This window comes from Testudinibacter aquarius (assembly GCF_004342725.1).
Taxonomy (GTDB): Bacteria; Pseudomonadota; Gammaproteobacteria; order Enterobacterales; family Pasteurellaceae; genus Chelonobacter; species Chelonobacter aquarius.
In genome coordinates this window covers 1-17,143 of sequence record NZ_SMCP01000002.1, presented here as the reverse complement: position 1 = coordinate 17,143, position 17,143 = coordinate 1, and the positions used below count along the sequence as shown (strand labels likewise).

At 45.9% G+C, this 17,143-nt stretch carries 13 protein-coding genes and 1 pseudogene; 10 read left to right on the top strand and 4 right to left on the bottom strand.

The window, feature by feature from the left end:
* Positions 1–100: 100 nt before the first annotated feature.
* Complete coding sequence (locus tag EDC16_RS01775) at positions 101–1,666, top strand: Fic family protein (protein WP_232517144.1); 1,566 nt, start codon at positions 101–103, stop codon at positions 1,664–1,666.
* A 53-nt stretch (positions 1,667–1,719) separates the two neighbouring features.
* Here the strand turns inward: EDC16_RS01775 and prlC are convergent, their stop codons facing one another.
* Positions 1,720–3,759, bottom strand: coding sequence for an oligopeptidase A (gene prlC / locus EDC16_RS01770; protein WP_132964828.1), 2,040 nt, complete (start codon positions 3,757–3,759; stop codon positions 1,720–1,722).
* A gap of 135 nt (positions 3,760–3,894) precedes the next feature.
* Between prlC and EDC16_RS01765 the strand changes: the two genes are divergently transcribed.
* A complete protein-coding gene (locus EDC16_RS01765) occupies positions 3,895–4,737 on the top strand; it encodes a 23S rRNA (adenine(2030)-N(6))-methyltransferase RlmJ (RefSeq protein WP_132964826.1) in 843 nt (280 codons plus the stop codon).
* Between the two features lie 153 nt (positions 4,738–4,890).
* Complete coding sequence (gorA, locus tag EDC16_RS01760; RefSeq protein ID WP_132964824.1) at positions 4,891–6,246, top strand: glutathione-disulfide reductase; 1,356 nt, start codon at positions 4,891–4,893, stop codon at positions 6,244–6,246.
* Between the two features lie 87 nt (positions 6,247–6,333).
* Here gorA and EDC16_RS01755 read toward each other — a convergent pair whose 3' ends face one another.
* Complete coding sequence (locus tag EDC16_RS01755) at positions 6,334–6,993, bottom strand: NAD(P)-dependent oxidoreductase (RefSeq protein ID WP_132964822.1); 660 nt, start codon at positions 6,991–6,993, stop codon at positions 6,334–6,336.
* Between the two features lie 143 nt (positions 6,994–7,136).
* Between EDC16_RS01755 and EDC16_RS01750 the strand changes: the two genes are divergently transcribed.
* From EDC16_RS01750 to phoR, 4 genes are read left to right on the top strand one after another with little or no spacing between them, the layout of a single operon-like run.
* Positions 7,137–8,045 carry a LysR family transcriptional regulator gene (locus tag EDC16_RS01750; RefSeq protein ID WP_132964819.1) on the top strand — a complete coding sequence of 303 codons (909 nt, stop codon included), beginning with the start codon at positions 7,137–7,139 and terminating at the stop codon, positions 8,043–8,045.
* Complete coding sequence (locus tag EDC16_RS01745) at positions 8,042–8,395, top strand: GIY-YIG nuclease family protein (protein ID WP_208857766.1); 354 nt, start codon at positions 8,042–8,044, stop codon at positions 8,393–8,395. Before EDC16_RS01750 ends, EDC16_RS01745 begins: the two co-directional genes overlap by 4 nt.
* 30 nt (positions 8,396–8,425) lie before the next feature.
* Positions 8,426–9,118 carry a phosphate regulon transcriptional regulator PhoB gene (phoB, locus tag EDC16_RS01740; protein WP_132964817.1) on the top strand — a complete coding sequence of 231 codons (693 nt, stop codon included), beginning with the start codon at positions 8,426–8,428 and terminating at the stop codon, positions 9,116–9,118.
* An 11-nt stretch (positions 9,119–9,129) separates the two neighbouring features.
* The gene (gene phoR / locus EDC16_RS01735; protein ID WP_132964815.1) at positions 9,130–10,434 is read left to right on the top strand and encodes a phosphate regulon sensor histidine kinase PhoR; all 1,305 of its coding nucleotides are present in this window, start codon (positions 9,130–9,132) and stop codon (positions 10,432–10,434) included.
* 336 nt (positions 10,435–10,770) lie between these two features.
* Here the strand turns inward: phoR and ffh are convergent, their stop codons facing one another.
* On the bottom strand, positions 10,771–12,150 hold the full coding sequence (gene ffh / locus EDC16_RS01730) for a signal recognition particle protein (protein WP_132964813.1): 1,380 nt from the start codon (positions 12,148–12,150) through the stop codon (positions 10,771–10,773).
* 242 nt (positions 12,151–12,392) lie between these two features.
* On the opposite strand from ffh, the gene EDC16_RS01725 reads away from it, so the two are divergent.
* The 3 genes from EDC16_RS01725 to EDC16_RS01715 all read left to right on the top strand — a co-directional run bounded on the left by EDC16_RS01725 (position 12,393) and on the right by EDC16_RS01715 (position 16,900).
* The gene (locus tag EDC16_RS01725; protein ID WP_132964811.1) at positions 12,393–13,202 is read left to right on the top strand and encodes a cytochrome C assembly family protein; all 810 of its coding nucleotides are present in this window, start codon (positions 12,393–12,395) and stop codon (positions 13,200–13,202) included.
* Positions 13,203–13,289: 87 nt separating this feature from the next.
* Positions 13,290–14,579 (top strand): HlyC/CorC family transporter, encoded by a 1,290-nt coding sequence (locus tag EDC16_RS01720; RefSeq protein ID WP_132964809.1) that lies wholly within the window; start codon positions 13,290–13,292, stop codon positions 14,577–14,579.
* Positions 14,580–14,839: 260 nt separating this feature from the next.
* Positions 14,840–16,900, top strand: coding sequence for a TonB-dependent siderophore receptor (locus EDC16_RS01715; protein ID WP_132964806.1), 2,061 nt, complete (start codon positions 14,840–14,842; stop codon positions 16,898–16,900).
* A 119-nt stretch (positions 16,901–17,019) separates the two neighbouring features.
* On the opposite strand, the pseudogene EDC16_RS01710 reads toward EDC16_RS01715, so the two are convergent.
* Positions 17,020–17,143, bottom strand: a pseudogene (locus EDC16_RS01710) (IS110 family transposase); the annotation flags it as partial.

Here is a 17,143-nt window from a genome sequence, read left to right as displayed (position 1 = left end):
TAATTTTATGCACTTACCGTTTAAAATAATTCATTTCTTGCGAGAATAATCGATTTTTGTCAAAATAAAATGATAGAAAACTATTTTATGCGAGATGATAATGAATAAGCGGATAAAAGATCCTATCGGTGGATTATGGTTACTTCAATATCTGAATATTGAATTGTTCCAACCGCTGCCTGTAATGAGTGGCATTGGGGGACGGCGTTCGACAGAAAATGATCTCACTAATGGTTTACGTATTGAGTTATATCAAGAACAGCAGCGTCCTTTACATACAATTTTAGCGCATCTGCAATTTCATTTGAAAAACGAAATCCCCCATTTCGAGTTTCTTGCCCGTTTTTTTCAACGAATTGATCATTCCCTCATTCAGGATTGGATTAATAGGGAACCCACAGGACAATATGCACGCCGTAGCGCATTTTTGTATGAATTTTTTACTGAGCAAGATCTGATTCCGCCTGAAAATCTAGGTGGAAATTATATCGACGCGATGAATGCTGAGCTACTGGTATCGGCTTCACCAGAAAAGGTGGAAAAAAACAGTCGTTGGAGAGTTAATAATAATTTAGCCGGAAATCGCCACTTTTGTCCAATATTGATTAAAACAAACGCTTTTATAGACGCGATAGAGTTGAATATTAAAGAGAAGTTGAATCAATTGGATGCTGAATTAGGTGGCGATTATTTATTGCGCTCTGCGATCTGGCTAACATTGGGAGAGAGTAAATCCAGTTTTAAAATTGAAGGCGAGACTGATAAATCATCTCGTATTCAACGCTTTGCCGATGTAATTGCGCGTTTTACCGGAGTGATGCCGTTGCCTTACGATTTATCTCTGCTGCAAGCCGAAATTTTAGGTAAGGAAACGATTATTAAACAATTGGGTATTCGCCAATCGCCTGTTTTTGTTGGACAAACTCGCCACTTTGAGGAGATTGTGCATTATATCGCACCGCCTCATTCGACACTTTTTGATAAATTGTCGGGGATGTATCAATTTTGGCAAAAAACGGAGGGGCAATCCCCAATTTTACGGAGTGCGATTTTGGCTTTTGCTTTTATTTATATCCATCCATTAGCCGATGGTAATGGGCGGGTACATCGTTTTTTATTTAATGACTTGCTTAGACGGCAGAAGGCAACCTATGAACCGATTATCTTGCCGATTTCTGCGGTTATTGCTGAAAATAGTAGTGAGCGTAATGCTTATGCTCGAATTTTAGAAATAATTTCGAAGCCGCTGATGCAAAGTTTGGCGGGTAAATATACGTTTTCCCACCATGAAAATGCATATCCGGACGGTATTTTTTCTAATTTAGTGTTGGAAAACAGTGCAAATGCAGAGCCGATCTGGCGTTATCCTAATTTAACACCACATGTTGCGTATTTTGCTGATTTGGTTAAAAGTGCCATCGTCTATATGCGAGAAGAGTCTCATTATTTGCGCAGCCACGATTTAGCGCGAGAAGCGATAAAAGAAATTATCGAAATGCCTAATCACTATATCGATCGAATTATTCGTACGGTACAAAATAATGATGGCGTATTAAGTCATAAATTAGCCAAAGAATATCCGTTTTTAACCGAAGGCGAACGTTGGCAAGAGATTGTAAATGCGATTAAAAATGCATTTAAAACCCAATCAACGAAAAAGCAATAAAAGAGGGGAAGCCCCCCTCTCATGAATTGATTATCCGACTACCCAAGTGCGGTCTAATCGGCAATTCCCTTATGTCTTAACAACGCATCCAGCTGCGGTTCACGGCCACGGAAACGTTTGAACAGTTCCATCGGTTCTTCTGAGCCACCACGGGTCAGAATGTGATCCAAAAAGGCTTGTCCGGTTTGCGGATTGAAAATGCCTTGTTCTTCAAACAATGAGAAGGCATCGGCGGACAACACTTCTGCCCATAAATAGCTGTAGTAACCCGCAGAATAACCGCCACCGAAAATATGGCCGAACGAATGCGGGGAGCGAGCCCACTCGATACTTTTAAACAATGATACTTGTTGCTTCACTTGTTGCAAGGTTTCCAGCACGCGCGCGCCAAGTTTAGGGTCATATTCGTAGTGCAAGCGGAAATCGAAAATACTGAACTCCAGCTGGCGTAGGACGAACATCGCTGCCTGATAATTTTTGGCGGCCAGCAGTTGATTCAATTTCTCCGTCGGCAGCGGTTCATCGCTTTGGTAATGCCCGGAAATAAAATCCAACGCTTCTTTTTCCCAACACCAGTTTTCCATAAATTGGCTTGGCAGTTCGACTGCGTCCCATGGCACGCCGTTGATGCCAGATACGTCACCGACATCAATCAGGGTCAGCATATGGTGAATGCCGTGCCCGAATTCGTGGAATAGCGTGGTGACTTCGTCGTGGGTAAAAAGCGCCGGTTTGTCGCCAATTGGTTTATTGAAATTACAGACCAAATAGGCAACTGGTTTTTGGATTTCGCCGTTAACAAGGCGTTTGCGTCCGATGCAGGCGTCCATCCATGCACCGCTACGTTTGTGTGGGCGGGCGTACAGATCCAAATAGAAGCTGCCGCGCAGTTGGTTACTGCTGTCATACAGCTCAAAAAAACGCACTTCGTCATTCCAAACATCCACATCAAACCGCTCTTTTGCCGTGATACCGAAAATGCGTTTTACCACTTCAAATAAGCCGTTCAGTACGCGGTTTTCCGGGAAATACGGCCTCAGTTCTTCGTCATTAATTGCAAATAGATGCTGTTTCTGTTTTTCGCTGTAGAAGGTGATATCCCAGGGCTCTAGCTCGCTGATACCGAACTCTTTGGCGGTGTAGGTTTGCAATTCGGCAAGTTCTTTTTCTCCTTGCGGTTTGGCACGGGAGGCGAGGTTTTGCAGAAAATCCAACACTTGCTGTGGGCTTTCTGCCATTTTGGTGGCAAGCGAGTAGTCGGCATAAGTCGCAAAACCGAGCAATTGCGCCAACTCAAAACGCAGTTGTAGCATTTCGTCGATTAAGGCGCTGTTATCCCAAGTACCGGCATTTGGCCCTTGATCCGAAGCGCGTGTATTGAAGGCGCGATACATCTCTTCGCGCAAAGTGCGGTTTTCGCAGTAGGTCATCACCGGTAAATAACTCGGAAATTCCAACGTGAAAAGGTAGCCGTCCAGTTCTTTGCTTTGTGCTGATTCTTGCGCTGCTTGCAATGCCGATTCCGGCAACCCTTGCAGCTCAGTTACATCAGTAATTAGTTTGTCCCAGCCCATGGTGGCGTCTAATACATTATTGCTGAACTCTGAGCTGAGTTCCGACAACCGTGCCATAATTTCGCCGTAGCGCTGTTGTTGTTCCGGGGTTAACGCAATCCCGGAAAGTTCGAAATCACGCAAGGTGTCGTTAATGGCTTTTTGTTGGGCGATGGATAAAGTGGCGAATTCTGCGCTGTTTTTCAGTTGCGAATACGCCGCAAACAGCCCTTGATGCTGTCCGAGCCAAGTGCTGTATTCTGACAGCAAAGGTAAACAGGCTTGATAGGCTTCGCGCAGTTCCGGGCTATTTTTCACCGAGTTCAAATGGCTGACCGGTGACCAAGCACGCCCCAGGCGATCGCCGGCTTCGCTTAATGGCTGTACCAAGTTGTCCCAGTTAAAGTGCGGTTGCTGCAATACGTTTTCGACGGTTTGACGGGATTGTGCGATCAACTGTTCAATCGCCGGCACAACGTGTTGTGGCTGAATTTGAGAAAAGTGCGGTAAGCCGCTTTGATTTAATAAAGGATTGGTCATTATTGTTCTCTTTGTTGTTTGTGTAATTATTTAATTAAAGTGCGGTATGTTTTACCTGAATTCAAGCGAAGAATAAAGAAAAAGCACGCAAAGTGCGGTAAACTGTTGCCAATTTATGATCAATAAGGACGGACTATGCTGAGCTATCGCCACAGCTTTCACGCCGGCAATCATGCCGACGTATTGAAACACATTGTATTACTGCGGATTATTCGTGCACTGCAACAAAAAGAGAAAGGCTTTTTTTATCTCGATACCCACGCTGGCGTCGGGCGTTATAGCTTGAACACTTATGAAGCGGAAAAAACCGCAGAATATCAGGAAGGGGTTGCCCGTTTTTGGCAGCGTGATGATCTGCCGCCAGAGGTTGCCGACTATCTGGCACAGGTGAAAAAAGTGAATTATGGTACTCAGTTGAAGCACTATCCCGGTTCGCCGTTAATCGCCGCTAACTTGCTGCGAGCGCAAGATCGGGCGCTGTTTACCGAACTGCACCCGAGTGATTTCCCGTTGTTGCGCAATAATTTTAAACAATATGAAAATGTGACGACTAAACGTGATAACGGCTATCAGCAACTGAAAGCTGCATTACCGCCAAAAGAGCGACGTGGCTTGGTGCTGATCGACCCGCCTTATGAGTTAAAAGAGGATTACGATTTAGTGGTGCAAGCGATTGAGGAAGGTTATAAACGCTTTGCCACCGGCACGTATGCGATTTGGTATCCGGTAGTGTTGCGTCAGCATGTTAAACGGATTGTGCGTGGCTTAGAGCAAACCGGCATTCGCAAAATTTTGCAGATCGAATTGGCGCTGCGCCCCGATTCGGATCAACGTGGCATGACCGCCAGCGGTATGATTGTGATTAATCCACCATGGACGTTGGAAGCTGAGATGCAAGCGGTGTTGCCTTATTTGGTTAAAACACTTGTCCCAGAAAATACCGGTTCATGGAAAGTGGAGTGGATCACCCCGGAATAAGCAGCAAGTGTGCAAATATTGAGGCAAAGTGCGGTTACGGAAAGGTAGATTGCTGGCAACAATTAAAATAATCAGTTTTATTGAATGGCTTTTTGCCCCTTTTTTCGGCAGAATTGGCATAGTTTTATAAATAAATCAGTTAAGGACGAGAGTATGACAAGCAAGCATTATGATTATATTGCCATCGGCGGTGGCAGTGGCGGCATTGCCTCAATTAACCGTGCTGCCAGTTATGGCAAAAAGTGCGCGCTGATCGAAGCAAAATATTTGGGTGGAACCTGCGTCAATGTCGGCTGTGTGCCGAAAAAAGTGATGTGGCACGGAGCGCAAATCGCCGAAGCGATTAACTTATATGCCGCCGATTACGGTTTTGATGTGAAGCTGAACGGCTTTAATTTTTCCACCTTGGTGGCAAACCGCCAAGCGTATATCGAGCGTATTCACCAATCATATGAGCGCGGATTGAATAACAATAAAGTTGATGTAATTCATGGTTTTGCCAAATTCGTCAATCACAATACGGTGGAAGTGAACGGTGAGCAGATTAGTGCTGATCATATTCTGATTGCCACGGGTGGTCGTCCGTCGATGCCGCAGATTAAAGGCGCAGAATACGGCATCAATTCCGACGGTGTCTTTGCTTTAAATGCCTTGCCAAAACGGGTTGCCGTGGTTGGTGCCGGTTATATTGCGATTGAATTGGCCGGCGTGTTGCACAGCTTGGGGGTGGAAACTCACCTGTTTGTGCGCCAACACGCCCCGTTGCGTAATTTTGATCCGTTGATTGTGGAAACCTTGTTAGAAGTATTAAGCAGCGAAGGCCCAACTCTGCATACTTATGCGATTCCGCAAGAAATCGTGAAAAATGCTGATGGCAGCTTAACGGTGAAACTGGAAGATGGGCGCGAGCAAATCGTGGACACCTTGGTGTGGGCAATCGGACGCGAGCCGGCGACCGACAACCTGAATTTAGCGGCGGCCGGTGTTGAGACCAATGCCAAAGGCTATATTCCGGTAGATAAATTCCAGAATACCAATGTCAAAGGCATTTATGCGGTCGGTGACAACACCGGCGCCGTGGAACTGACGCCGGTGGCGGTGGCGGCAGGACGTCGTTTGTCGGAACGCCTGTTTAATCATAAACCGAATGAACATTTGAATTATAATTTGATCCCGACGGTGGTCTTCAGTCACCCCCCAATCGGCACAATTGGCTTGACCGAACCGCAAGCGATCGAACAATACGGTGAAGCCAACGTGAAAGTGTATAAATCCTCGTTTACTGCGATGTACACTGCCGTGACTCAACACCGCCAACCGTGCCGTATGAAATTGGTCTGTGCCGGGCCGGATGAAAAAATTGTTGGTTTGCACGGCATCGGCTTCGGCGTGGACGAAATGATCCAAGGCTTTGCAGTGGCAATCAAAATGGGCGCAACCAAAGCCGACTTCGACAACACCGTCGCCATTCACCCGACCGGCTCGGAAGAGTTTGTGACCATGCGTTAAGACTGATTAAGTCTTAAGACATCAAGCACTAAACGTAGAACGAAAAGGGCAGAGAATATTCTGCCCTTTTTAGTTATCACTTGCTATTTATGCTCTCTCCGCCACGGTAAAACGTTGTTGTAGGTGGCGTTGCTGCTCCACATTATCGGCGATGGCGCAGGCCAGATCGGCTACGCTGATATCTGCCGGGGTGCCTTGGGCATCAAGCAGTACGTCATCTTTGCCGATGCGATATTTTCCTGTGCGTTCGAAACGAACCGGATTCACCGCAAACATAGCCGCCGGTGAGAGAAATGCCCAGTTGAGATCACGACGTGCTTTTAAATCATTGAGTAATTCGCGAGCAGCATTTGCGCCCGGATATACCTCTGCCGGAAAGTCTGGGCTGTCAACCAATTGCAGGTTCGGTGCGATATTTAAGCTGCCTGCACCACCGATCACCAACAAATACCGCACTTTTGCGCGTTTAGCGGCCTCAACAATATTGTTAGCCCCTTTTTTGAAATCGGCAGCCAGATTCGGATTGTCCCACCCTGGGTTAAACGCACTGACCACAGCATCAAATCCGATCAATTTTTCAGCAAAATCATCAGCATTGACATCGGCGGCAATCGCTTGAATATTATCTGCTGTTGCTACTTTATCGGTGTGGCGTGCGAAAGCGCTGACTTGATGTCCACGGGCGGCTAATTCTAAAACGGTTGCATTACCGACTAATCCGGTTGCACCAATCACGGCAATTTTCATACTATTTTCCTTTTGTAAGTGAAATGAGAGTTTAGGGTCTGTTGGTTTGTGTTGATGGCGGTTAGTGTAGATCGATGTTGAAGGCTTGATAATCCCGGTTTTACTGTTTATATTGTTAAGTAAAACTTAATAAAGGATGTGCGATGCAAGAGATTAAACCGTTGTTGGTGCTGGCGGCAGTGTTGGAATATGGCAGCATGAACGAAGCCGCCAAAGCGCTAAATATGACGCCATCGGCGGTCAGTCAGCATATTTCCAAGTTAGAACAACGGCATAAAGTGAAATTACTGCACCGCAGCACCCGCCGTTTGACCCCGACCGATGCCGGACGTGAGCTGCAGCAATATTGTTTACGTTTGCAATATGCGCTGGGCGATACCTTGCAAGCGCTGGATAATTTGAAAGTGGAAGCGGCTGGTGAGTTGAATATCGCTTTGCCGTCCGGCATGGCATCGGTGCCGGCTTTTCAACAGGCATTAAAAAAACTCCGTCAGGATTATCCTGAAATTCAGCCGATTTTACATTTTTCCGACAGTTTGGTAGATTTGAAACAGGGCAATATTGATATTGCGCTGCGTGGCGGAGAATATGCGCTGCAGGCACCGGATCTGATTGCGCGCCCGCTGGCGGAATGGCGCTGGCTGATTTGTGCGGCGCCGGATTATCTGTCGGCACGAGAGCCGATTCAGCGGCCTGAGCAGCTATTGGTACAACATTGGCTGCACTATTTGCCGATCAAGCGGATCCCAATGCGCTTTGAGCGTGAAAGCTATGTGCTGGAGATTACAGACAGCCTGCATTGTAATCAAATATCCGCAGTTTATCAGTTGACATTAGCAGGCGTGGGATTGTCTATGCAGCTGAACGGTGAGGTGGCGACACCACTGGCACAAGGGCAGTTGCAAGTGGTGTTGCCGCAATGGCAGTTGCCGGCGTTGACGATTTATGCGGTGACGTCTTATCGCGTGCAGTCGGCAAAAACCGAAGTGGCTTTAAAGATTCTGCAACACTATTTTGCGGATAGTTTGCAGCGTGGTGAAAGTGCGGTATGAAGTATTTAACTGAATTGGGTTTGCCGCTTATTAAACCGCACTTTGCCCAAAATATTGAACTCGGCAACACTGACTTGATAGCGGCAAAACCCTGGAGCGTGTATTTGCTGCATTGTAGCAATCAGGCATTTTATTGCGGCATCAGCAACCAGCCTGAACAACGGTTTAAGGCGCATCTGGCAGGCAAGGGAGCTAAATTTACCCGAATGCACCCGCCGCTGGAAATGCGTTTGGTTTATCAAGCCTTATCTCGTGCGGAAGCCAGTCGATTAGAAGCGAAAATTAAAAGATTAAGCGCTGCACAAAAACGCAGTTTGTGGTGTAAGCTGGCTGAATATCTGTCGGGTTAGCTGGATAACGTGGTGAAAAGGAGAAACGGAGTGTCAACCAGAATTCTATTGGTGGAAGATGAAGTTGCGATTCGGGAAATGGTGGCTTTAGTTTTGCTGCAACAAGGCTATGAAGTGATGGAAGCGGGCGACTACCGCAGTGCGATTCGCCAAGTCGGGCAACAGATACCGCACTTGGTGGTATTGGACTGGATGTTGCCGGGTAAGTCGGGTTTGCAGTTTTTGCAATATTTGAAGCAACATGACAGCTGTAGCAAAGTACCGGTGGTGATGTTGACCGCCAAAAGCGAAGAGGCGGATTGTATCGCTTGTTTAAATGCTGGTGCAGACGATTACGTCACCAAGCCGTTTTCGCCGAAAGAGCTGGTGGCACGCTTGAAAGCGGTGTTGCGTCGTAGTGGCTTTGAGCAGGGCGAAACGGTGTTGGAAATCGACGGATTGATGTTGGACAACAATAGCCATCGGGTCACTTGCAAAGGCAAAGAGATTGCGTTGAGTTCGACTGAATTTAAGTTGTTGCATTTCTTTATGAAACACCCGGAGAAAGTCTATACCAGAGAAAAACTGCTGGATCGGGTTTGGGGGGATGATATCTATGTGGAAGACCGCACTGTCGATGTCTATATCCGCCGTTTGCGCAAAAATTTGCAGAAACACGGTTATGATCACTATATTCAAACGGTGCGTGGCGCTGGCTATCGTTTTTCACAAAAAGCAAAATAGGGACGTACAGCATGTTTAAAATGCCCTGTTTTAATTTGATTATCGAGCTGTTGGTGGCCACCACCATTGCTGCTTTTTTCAGCTATTTCAGCGGCACTTTTTTATTGTGGTTTGTGTTTGTGTTGTTGCTACTGCTGATTTGGCACCACTACAATGAAACCCATTTTTTGAAAATGCTCGATCGCAACCGGGTCAGCGATAAATATCAAATCGGTATCTGGGAAAGCATTTCGCAAACGCTGGCATATCAAAAACGGCGTTCTCACAAAGAACGGTTTAAGACGTTACGCATTTTGTCGCGGTTAAATAAAAATATTCAGTTTATTCCCGATGCGGTGATTATTTGCGGGCAAGATGGGCAGATTTATTGGTGCAATAATGCCGCTCAAGAGCTGTTTTCGTTTTTTTGGAATAAGAAAAGCCAGAAAAATCTGTTTAATGTGATTTTTTATCCGGAATTTAAAACCTATTTTGACAACCAGCCGCACAATTCACCGCTGGTGCTGATGCCAAATAACGATCAATATATCGAAGTGAATTTGAACCGTTATGACGGTGAAAATTGTATGTTGATTGCCCGTGACATTACCCAAATCATCAAATTGTTGCAAAGTCGGCAAGTATTTCTGTCGAATTTGAATCATGAACTCAGAACACCGTTGACCGTGCTGCAAGGCTATCTGGAAATGCTGGAGGATCGCAAAGCCTCGAAAATGCTGCATACCCGTGCGGTAGCGATTATGCAGGAGCAAGTGCAGCGCATGAGCAACCTGCTGCAACAATTGACATTGTTGATTAAAATCGAAACGTCGTCAGCTAATGAGAAATCAGAAGTGGTTGATATACCGGCGATTTTAACTTTACTATTAAATGATTCTGAAATATTGTCCGATGTTAACCATCAAGTTGCGCTGGAATTTGAACCGCACTTGAAGCTGAAAGGCAATCCGTCCGAGCTGAACAGCATCTTTTCTAATCTGCTGTATAATGCGCTTAAGCATTCCGAGGGCGATAAGATCAAGGTGAGTTGGAAACGGGTGGAACAGGGCGCTTATTTTGCGGTGGAGGACAACGGCAAAGGCATTGCGCCGGAGCATATCCCGCACTTGACCGAGCGTTTTTATCGGGTCGAAGATTCACGCAGTCGTGACAGTGGCGGCAGCGGAATCGGCTTGGCGATTGTCAAATATGCGTTGGCACATTTGAATACCCAGTTGCAAATCAGCAGCGAACCGGGCAAAGGTAGTATTTTTTCGTTTACTGTGCCGGAGGAGTTTGTGGTGATAGAAGAGATGGCGGTTACAAATAACGGCTGATTTTTAATCCAACGTGTGTTGTAAATCGGCAACAGTCAATACCAAATGATCAAGGTTGGTGATTTGAATCATGCTTGCTCCGAAAAAACAGTCTGTTAAAAGTCAAAGTGCGGTCTGCAACCGCCTTAGACTGCTGACAAAGGTTAAAATACACGATTAATGTTGTAAATGTAGGTGCGGATTAACTATCCACCCGAACCGAATTTTGCATTTTTCCTTTATTGATTAAGTGCTTATACCGCACTTCGCAAACGGGCGGATGCAATCCGCCCCTACGTTGCCTCATCAAATATCTTTGCCAATAATCTCGTGCGGTCTGCAACCGCACTTGCCCGATTAACGTCTGAACATGTTGCCGATGCCGCCCATGCCGCCGCCCATCATGCCTTTCATGCCCTTCATCATTTTCGCCATGCCGCCTTTGCGCATTTTTTTCATCATGCGTTGCATTTCGGTAAATTGTTTCAACATTTTGTTCAAGTCTTGCACCTGCGTACCGGAACCGAGTGCAATCCGGCGTTTGCGTGAGCCTTTGATGAGGTCGGGATTCTGCCGCTCTTTGAAAGTCATTGAGTTGATCATCGCCTCCATTTTGTTGAACATTTTATCGTCTACCTGTCCTTTGATGTGATCTGGCAGGTTTTTGGCGCCGGGCAGTTTTTCTAGCATCGTCATCATACCGCCCATTTTTTTCATCTCGATCAGTTGCTCACGAAAATCTTCTAAGCTGAAATCGTCGCCTTTTTTGAATTTCTGCGCCATTTTTTCGGCTTTTTCTTTATCCACCGAGCGTTCTAGATCTTCGATCAGCGACAGCACATCGCCCATGCCGAGAATACGTGAAGCAACCCGATCCGGATAGAATGGTTCCAGCGCGTCGGTTTTTTCGCCCATACCGAGGAATTTAATCGGCTTGCCGGTGATTTGGCGAATCGATAATGCCGCACCACCACGTGCGTCGCCATCGACTTTGGTTAGGATCACCCCGGTCAGCGGCAAGGCTTCGTTAAAGGCTTTGGCGGTGTTGGCAGCGTCTTGCCCGGTCATCGCATCCACAGTGAATAAGGTTTCGATTGGATTCAAAGCAGCGTGGACTTGTTTGATTTCGTCCATCATTTCGCTGTCAACATGCAAGCGACCGGCAGTATCGACGATCAACACGTCATAGAATTTCAGTTTGGCGTGTGCCAGTGCGGTTTTGGCAATGTGCACCGCACTTTGGCTGGTGTCGGACGGAAAGAAATCCACTTTTACGGTTTCGGCTAAGGTTTCCAATTGCTTAATCGCCGCCGGGCGGTAAACGTCGGCAGAGACCACCAACACCTTTTTCTTGTGGCGTTCGCGCAAAAATTTTGCCAGTTTGCCGACGCTGGTGGTTTTCCCCGCCCCTTGCAAACCCGCCATCAAAATCACCGCCGGCGGCTGCGTGGCAAGGTTTAAGGTTTCGTTGGCTTCGCCCATTGCAGCTTCCAGCTCGCTTTGGACGATTTTGACAAATTCTTGCCCCGGTGTCAGACTTTTATTGACTTCAACCCCAACGGCACGTTCTTTGACCTTATTGATAAATTCGCGCACCACAGGCAAGGCAACATCGGCTTCGAGCAATGCCATGCGTACTTCACGCAGGGTGTCTTTGATATTGTCTTCGGTTAAACGCGCACGTCCGCGGATACTGCGTAGGGTATGGGAGAGACGATCAGATAAATTTTCAAACATAATAATTCCTGTGGTAAATACCGCACTTTAGACTGGATTGCTGCGTGAATAGCGCAAAGATAGTGTCGATTATACAAGATTTCGTTTTATTTTCACGCTTAAACCATTTTGTAGTAGAAAAATGAGGACAAAACTGATACTTTCAAGCGGAATAGTTATCAATAAAAGTGAGTTGCAGCATTATTTCCGCGCTTATTTTTTTATAAGTGCGGTCTGAGTATTACCAAAAAGAGATATCAGCCATGTATTTATCTGCCGGATTAGCGATTGTCGCTTATTTAATCTGTACTTTCACCCTCTTGCCGCAGTTGTTGCAGGCGCAAAGCGGCGGCGAGAAGGCAACAATTCCTAAGCGTAGCCGTTTTATCATCAGCTCGGCGGTGGCGCTGCTGCTGCACGGAGTTTTTATTCAACAATTGTTTGTGGCCGGCGGTGACGGGCTGAATTTTACCCTGTTGAATATTCTGAATTTGATGACGCTGTTGATTGTGCTGTTGGTGACGATGGCGCTGTCGCATTTGAATACGTTATGGTTTTTGCTGCCGATGGTATACAGCTTTGCGATCATCGGTATTCTGGTCGGTGTGTTGATTCCGGGGCATGTGGTAGCCTATTTGCAGGATAACACCGCACTTTTGGTCCATATTACCTTGGCGCTGCTCTCTTATGCCGTCTGTTTTATTGCGCTGTTGTATGTATTTCAGCTGAGTTGGCTGGATAAAAAATTGAAAAGCAAGAAAGTGGTGTTTTCACCGATGATTCCGTCATTAATGAGTGTCGAACGCCAGTTTTTCAAGATTTTGTGTATTGGGGAGCTGTTGCTGACATTGGCGTTGCTGAGTGGTGCGCTGTCGCTGCATAATTTCTTTGCACCGGAGCAGATTCAAAAGGCGATTTTTTCGTTTTTGGCTTGGATTGTGTTCGGATTGCTGCTGATCGGACATCGCAAACTGCATTGGCGCGGAAAGAGGGTGCTAATTTATACAATTTCAGGTATGATCTTACTCACTATTGCTTATTTCGGCAGTCGGACTTTTCTGACAGTGCTATAGCAAAGTCCGAAAGTGCGGTTGAACTCAAAATGGACACCGTCGGAACCGCACTTTTCGGGATGATTTGTTAACGGAAGGATGATCTCTTTGGACAGTATCCCCCTTAGTACGCTGTTTATCGCTTTAATTGTACTACTTATTTGTTCTGCCTACTTCTCCGGTTCGGAAACCGGTCTGCTTTCACTCAACCGCTATCGTATGCGTTACCTTGCCGGGCAAGGGCACTCTGGTGCCAGAAAAGCGGAAAACCTGCTTAAACGTACCGATACCCTGCTGGGTCTAGTGTTAATTTTCAACAACATGGTGAATATTGCCGCCTCTGCCATTTCGACGATTATCGGAATGCGATTGTTCGGTGATGCCGGGGTCGCGATTGCGACCGGTGCGTTGACCTTTGTGATGTTGGTATTTTCTGAAATTCTGCCGAAGACCTTGGCGGCGATGTATCCGGAAAAAGTAGGGTTTACCACCAGTCACTTGCTGACGCTATTATTGAAAATCTCGCTGCCACTAGTCTATTTCATTAACTTTTTTACCAAACTGTTGATTAAGCTGCTGGGGATCAAAACCGACCATAAGGCACACCACAGCATTAGCCAGGAAGAGCTGCGCAGCATTGTGCATGAATCGGGGAAATTTATTCCGTCGGCGCACCAAGACATGCTGCTTTCAATTCTGGATTTGGAACAAGTAACGGTTGATGACATCATGGTGCCGCGCAATGATATCGGCGGTATTGACCTTGACGACGATTGGAAAGCGATTATGCGCCAGCTCAACCATGCAGCGCACAGTCGAGTGGTGTTGTATAAAGGCAACATGGACGAAAATGTGCTGGGTATGCTGCGCGTGAGGGAAGCCTACCGTTTGATGTTGGATAAAAATGAATTCAACAAAGAGACTTTGGTGCGGGCGGCAGATGAAATCTATTTTATTCCCGAAGGCACGCCGCTGAATACTCAGTTGTTGAATTTTAAAACCAACAAAGAGCGGATCGGGTTGGTGGTAGATGAATACGGCGATCTGAAAGGTTTGATTACGTTAGAAGATATTTTGGAAGAGATCGTCGGTGAATTTACCACTTCGATGACACCATCGATTGAAGAGGAGGTCAGCGAGCAGTCTGACGGTTCAGTATTGATTGATGGACAGGCGAATATTCGTGATCTGAATAAGCTGTTCGGCTGGGAGCTCAGCACCGAGGGGCCGCGCACTTTCAACGGTCTGATTCTAGAGCATTTGGAAGAGATTCCGGTAGCAGGAACGGTGTGTGAAATAGAGGGTTTGTTGATTACGATTATTGAAGTTTCCGATAATATGGTGAAACAAGCCAAAGTGGTACGTAAAGGCACTAGCGCAGAAAAGATCAAAACCTAAGCGATTGTTTTTACATCTGTAATATTATTTTTAACCGCACTTTACCTTCAAATGGTAAAGTGCGGTTTCGTTTTTTTTAAAGTTGAAATATAAGTTAATTTTGAGAACAAATATCATTTACTTTCTCATGACCTGAGTGTTATAATTTTCCGGCATTTTTGCAGTAAGTTTGTAGATTTAGGATTCTTTTAGCAACATTGCTAGCAGGATAGCGATTTTCTACACTGGATTAAAATGAATAACTCTAAGGAAATATCAACATGTCTAACAAGTTTAAGCTAACCTATGTCAGTCTGGCAGTATTAGGCGCACTGGCAGCAACATCCACTTTGGCAGATACCAATACGTCAAACCAAATGCTAGATGAGATTGTGGTCACAGATCGTCAAGGAACCAAGATTGAAACTAACGTAGTGACGGAACAAGAGAAAGATGAGCACACTGAAACCGATTTACGCGGACTGCTGGTGGAAGAGCCGTCGATTGCGTTTGGTGGCGGCAACGGTACATCACAATTTCTGACGATTCGTGGCATGGGGCAAAACTCAGTCGATATCAAAATTGACAATGCCTATTCCGACAGTCAAGTGTTATACCATCAAGGCCGCTTTATCGTTGATCCGTCATTATTGAAAAGCGTGTCGGTACAAAAAGGTGCGGGTTCAGCCAGTGCCGGGATCGGCGCAACCAACGGCGCAATTATCACCAAAACAGTTGATGCGCTGGATCTGTTAAAAAATAGCGATCGTGATTACGGTTTCAAACTGAACGGCGGTTATTCCAGCAATGAAGGTCACTCTTATGGCGGGGCATTATTTGGTAAATCGGGTAATTTTGATGCGTTATTTTCATTTAACCGCACTGATGAAGAAAATTACAAACCGGGTCGAGGCTATAAGAATATTGACGGTGGAGAAACCGTGCCTTACAGCGGCTTGGATAAACGTAACTATATGATTAAATTGGGTGCGACTTTTGGCGATCATCGCTTGGCGTTAAGTCATATGCAAGATCAACATCGTGGTGTGCGTACCGTGCGAGAAGAGTTTACTGTTACAGCTCCTCCAGATGCTGGTGGACGAGCATTGACGATAAGTCGTCAAGCGCCGGCTTATCGTGAAACCACGCTGAAAAATACCAATCTGGAGTGGACTGCAAAAAATCTGGGCTTTATCAGCCAATTAACGTCTAATGTTTACGTTATGCAAAACCATCGTTATTCAGCTGATGATGCCGGTTGTGGCTATTGCGGCAATATTGCAGGACCGACCAAAACTAAAATTGAAACCCGTGGCGCCAACGTGAATTTTGACTCGCCGATTGGTGAAAATGTGCTGTTGAAATACGGTGTCAACTATCGTGATCAAAAAATTACCCCGCACGCTTTCTTGAACTGGTTCTATACATTAGGTGAACCGAAAAAAACTGATGTCGGCACCTATTTAGAAGCAATCAGCACCTTAGGTGATTTCACCTTGACCACCGGTTTGCGTTACGACTATTTCAAAGTGAAAACCACCGATGGCAAATCAGCCTCTGACGGACGTCTTAATCCAAGCATTGGTTTGATCTGGCAGCCGCTGGACAGCTTGAGCTTCAGTGTTGATCATAACTATGCTTCCCGTAGCCCGCGTTTATACGATGCGTTGCTGACGCACGGTAAACGTGGTGTGATCAGCATTGCTGATGGTACGGTGGCTGAACGTGCACGCAATACTGAAATCGGCTTTAACTATGATAACGGCAATTTCTCATTGGCAGGTAGTTATTTCTGGCAAAAAATCAACGATGCGATTGCCAATCCACAAGACAGACACGGTTCGGGTGAAAATTCGATCAAAGAGACCGTGAATGCCGGTTATATTAAAAATCACGGCTATGAACTGAGTGCAGCGTATCGGTTGGAAGGCTTTACCGCACGTGTTGGTGTGGCAGAAAGCAAACCAAGAATCTATGATACCCACAAAGACAACTTGCTCAGTTCCAATCCGGAATTTGCGGTGCAAGTGGGGCGCACTTGGACAGCTTCTTTAGCCTACCGCTTTATGCAGCCGGATCTTGAACTGGGCTGGCGCAACCGCACGGTTGAAGATGCAGAAGGTTCAGTCTTGGTGCGTGAAAGCAGTACCCCGGTAAAACGTGAAGGCTATACCGTACATGATTTCTATATCAACTGGAAACCGTTCAGCAATGATAAGATGAATGTCAACTTTGCGGTGAACAATGCGTTCAATAAGTTTTATTATCCGCATACCCAACGTGGTGAAACGTTAGCCGGCGCAGGACGTGATATTCGTGTTGGTATTAACTACCAGTTCTAATTAAACCTAGCGTCCAACCTAAAAAAACCGCACCTTAAAGTGCGGTTTCAGATTATTGACAAAGATATTTGATGAGGCAAGGTAGCAACTGTGTTTCCTGTTTTTTTGGAAACACATTTTTAACCCACAGATACTGTGGATAAATGGCGTGTAGCGTCCCATTTCTCATTACGTTTTACTAACGCATTGATAATGGTTAACAGTTTCCGCATACATGCCGTTAATGCAATTTTTTTCGCTTTG

Bases quoted from the DNA above. Each gene is read 5' to 3' on its own strand.
- EDC16_RS01775 (WP_232517144.1), top strand. From the start codon at position 101: ATGAATAAGCGGATAAAAGATCCTATCGGTGGATTATGGTTACTTCAA.
- prlC (WP_132964828.1), bottom strand. From the start codon at position 3,759: ATGACCAATCCTTTATTAAATCAAAGCGGCTTACCGCACTTTTCTCAA.
- EDC16_RS01765 (WP_132964826.1), top strand. From the start codon at position 3,895: ATGCTGAGCTATCGCCACAGCTTTCACGCCGGCAATCATGCCGACGTA.
- gorA (WP_132964824.1), top strand. From the start codon at position 4,891: ATGACAAGCAAGCATTATGATTATATTGCCATCGGCGGTGGCAGTGGC.
- EDC16_RS01755 (WP_132964822.1), bottom strand. From the start codon at position 6,993: ATGAAAATTGCCGTGATTGGTGCAACCGGATTAGTCGGTAATGCAACC.
- EDC16_RS01750 (WP_132964819.1), top strand. From the start codon at position 7,137: ATGCAAGAGATTAAACCGTTGTTGGTGCTGGCGGCAGTGTTGGAATAT.
- EDC16_RS01745 (WP_208857766.1), top strand. From the start codon at position 8,042: ATGAAGTATTTAACTGAATTGGGTTTGCCGCTTATTAAACCGCACTTT.
- phoR (WP_132964815.1), top strand. From the start codon at position 9,130: ATGTTTAAAATGCCCTGTTTTAATTTGATTATCGAGCTGTTGGTGGCC.
- ffh (WP_132964813.1), bottom strand. From the start codon at position 12,150: ATGTTTGAAAATTTATCTGATCGTCTCTCCCATACCCTACGCAGTATC.
- EDC16_RS01725 (WP_132964811.1), top strand. From the start codon at position 12,393: ATGTATTTATCTGCCGGATTAGCGATTGTCGCTTATTTAATCTGTACT.
- EDC16_RS01715 (WP_132964806.1), top strand. From the start codon at position 14,840: ATGTCTAACAAGTTTAAGCTAACCTATGTCAGTCTGGCAGTATTAGGC.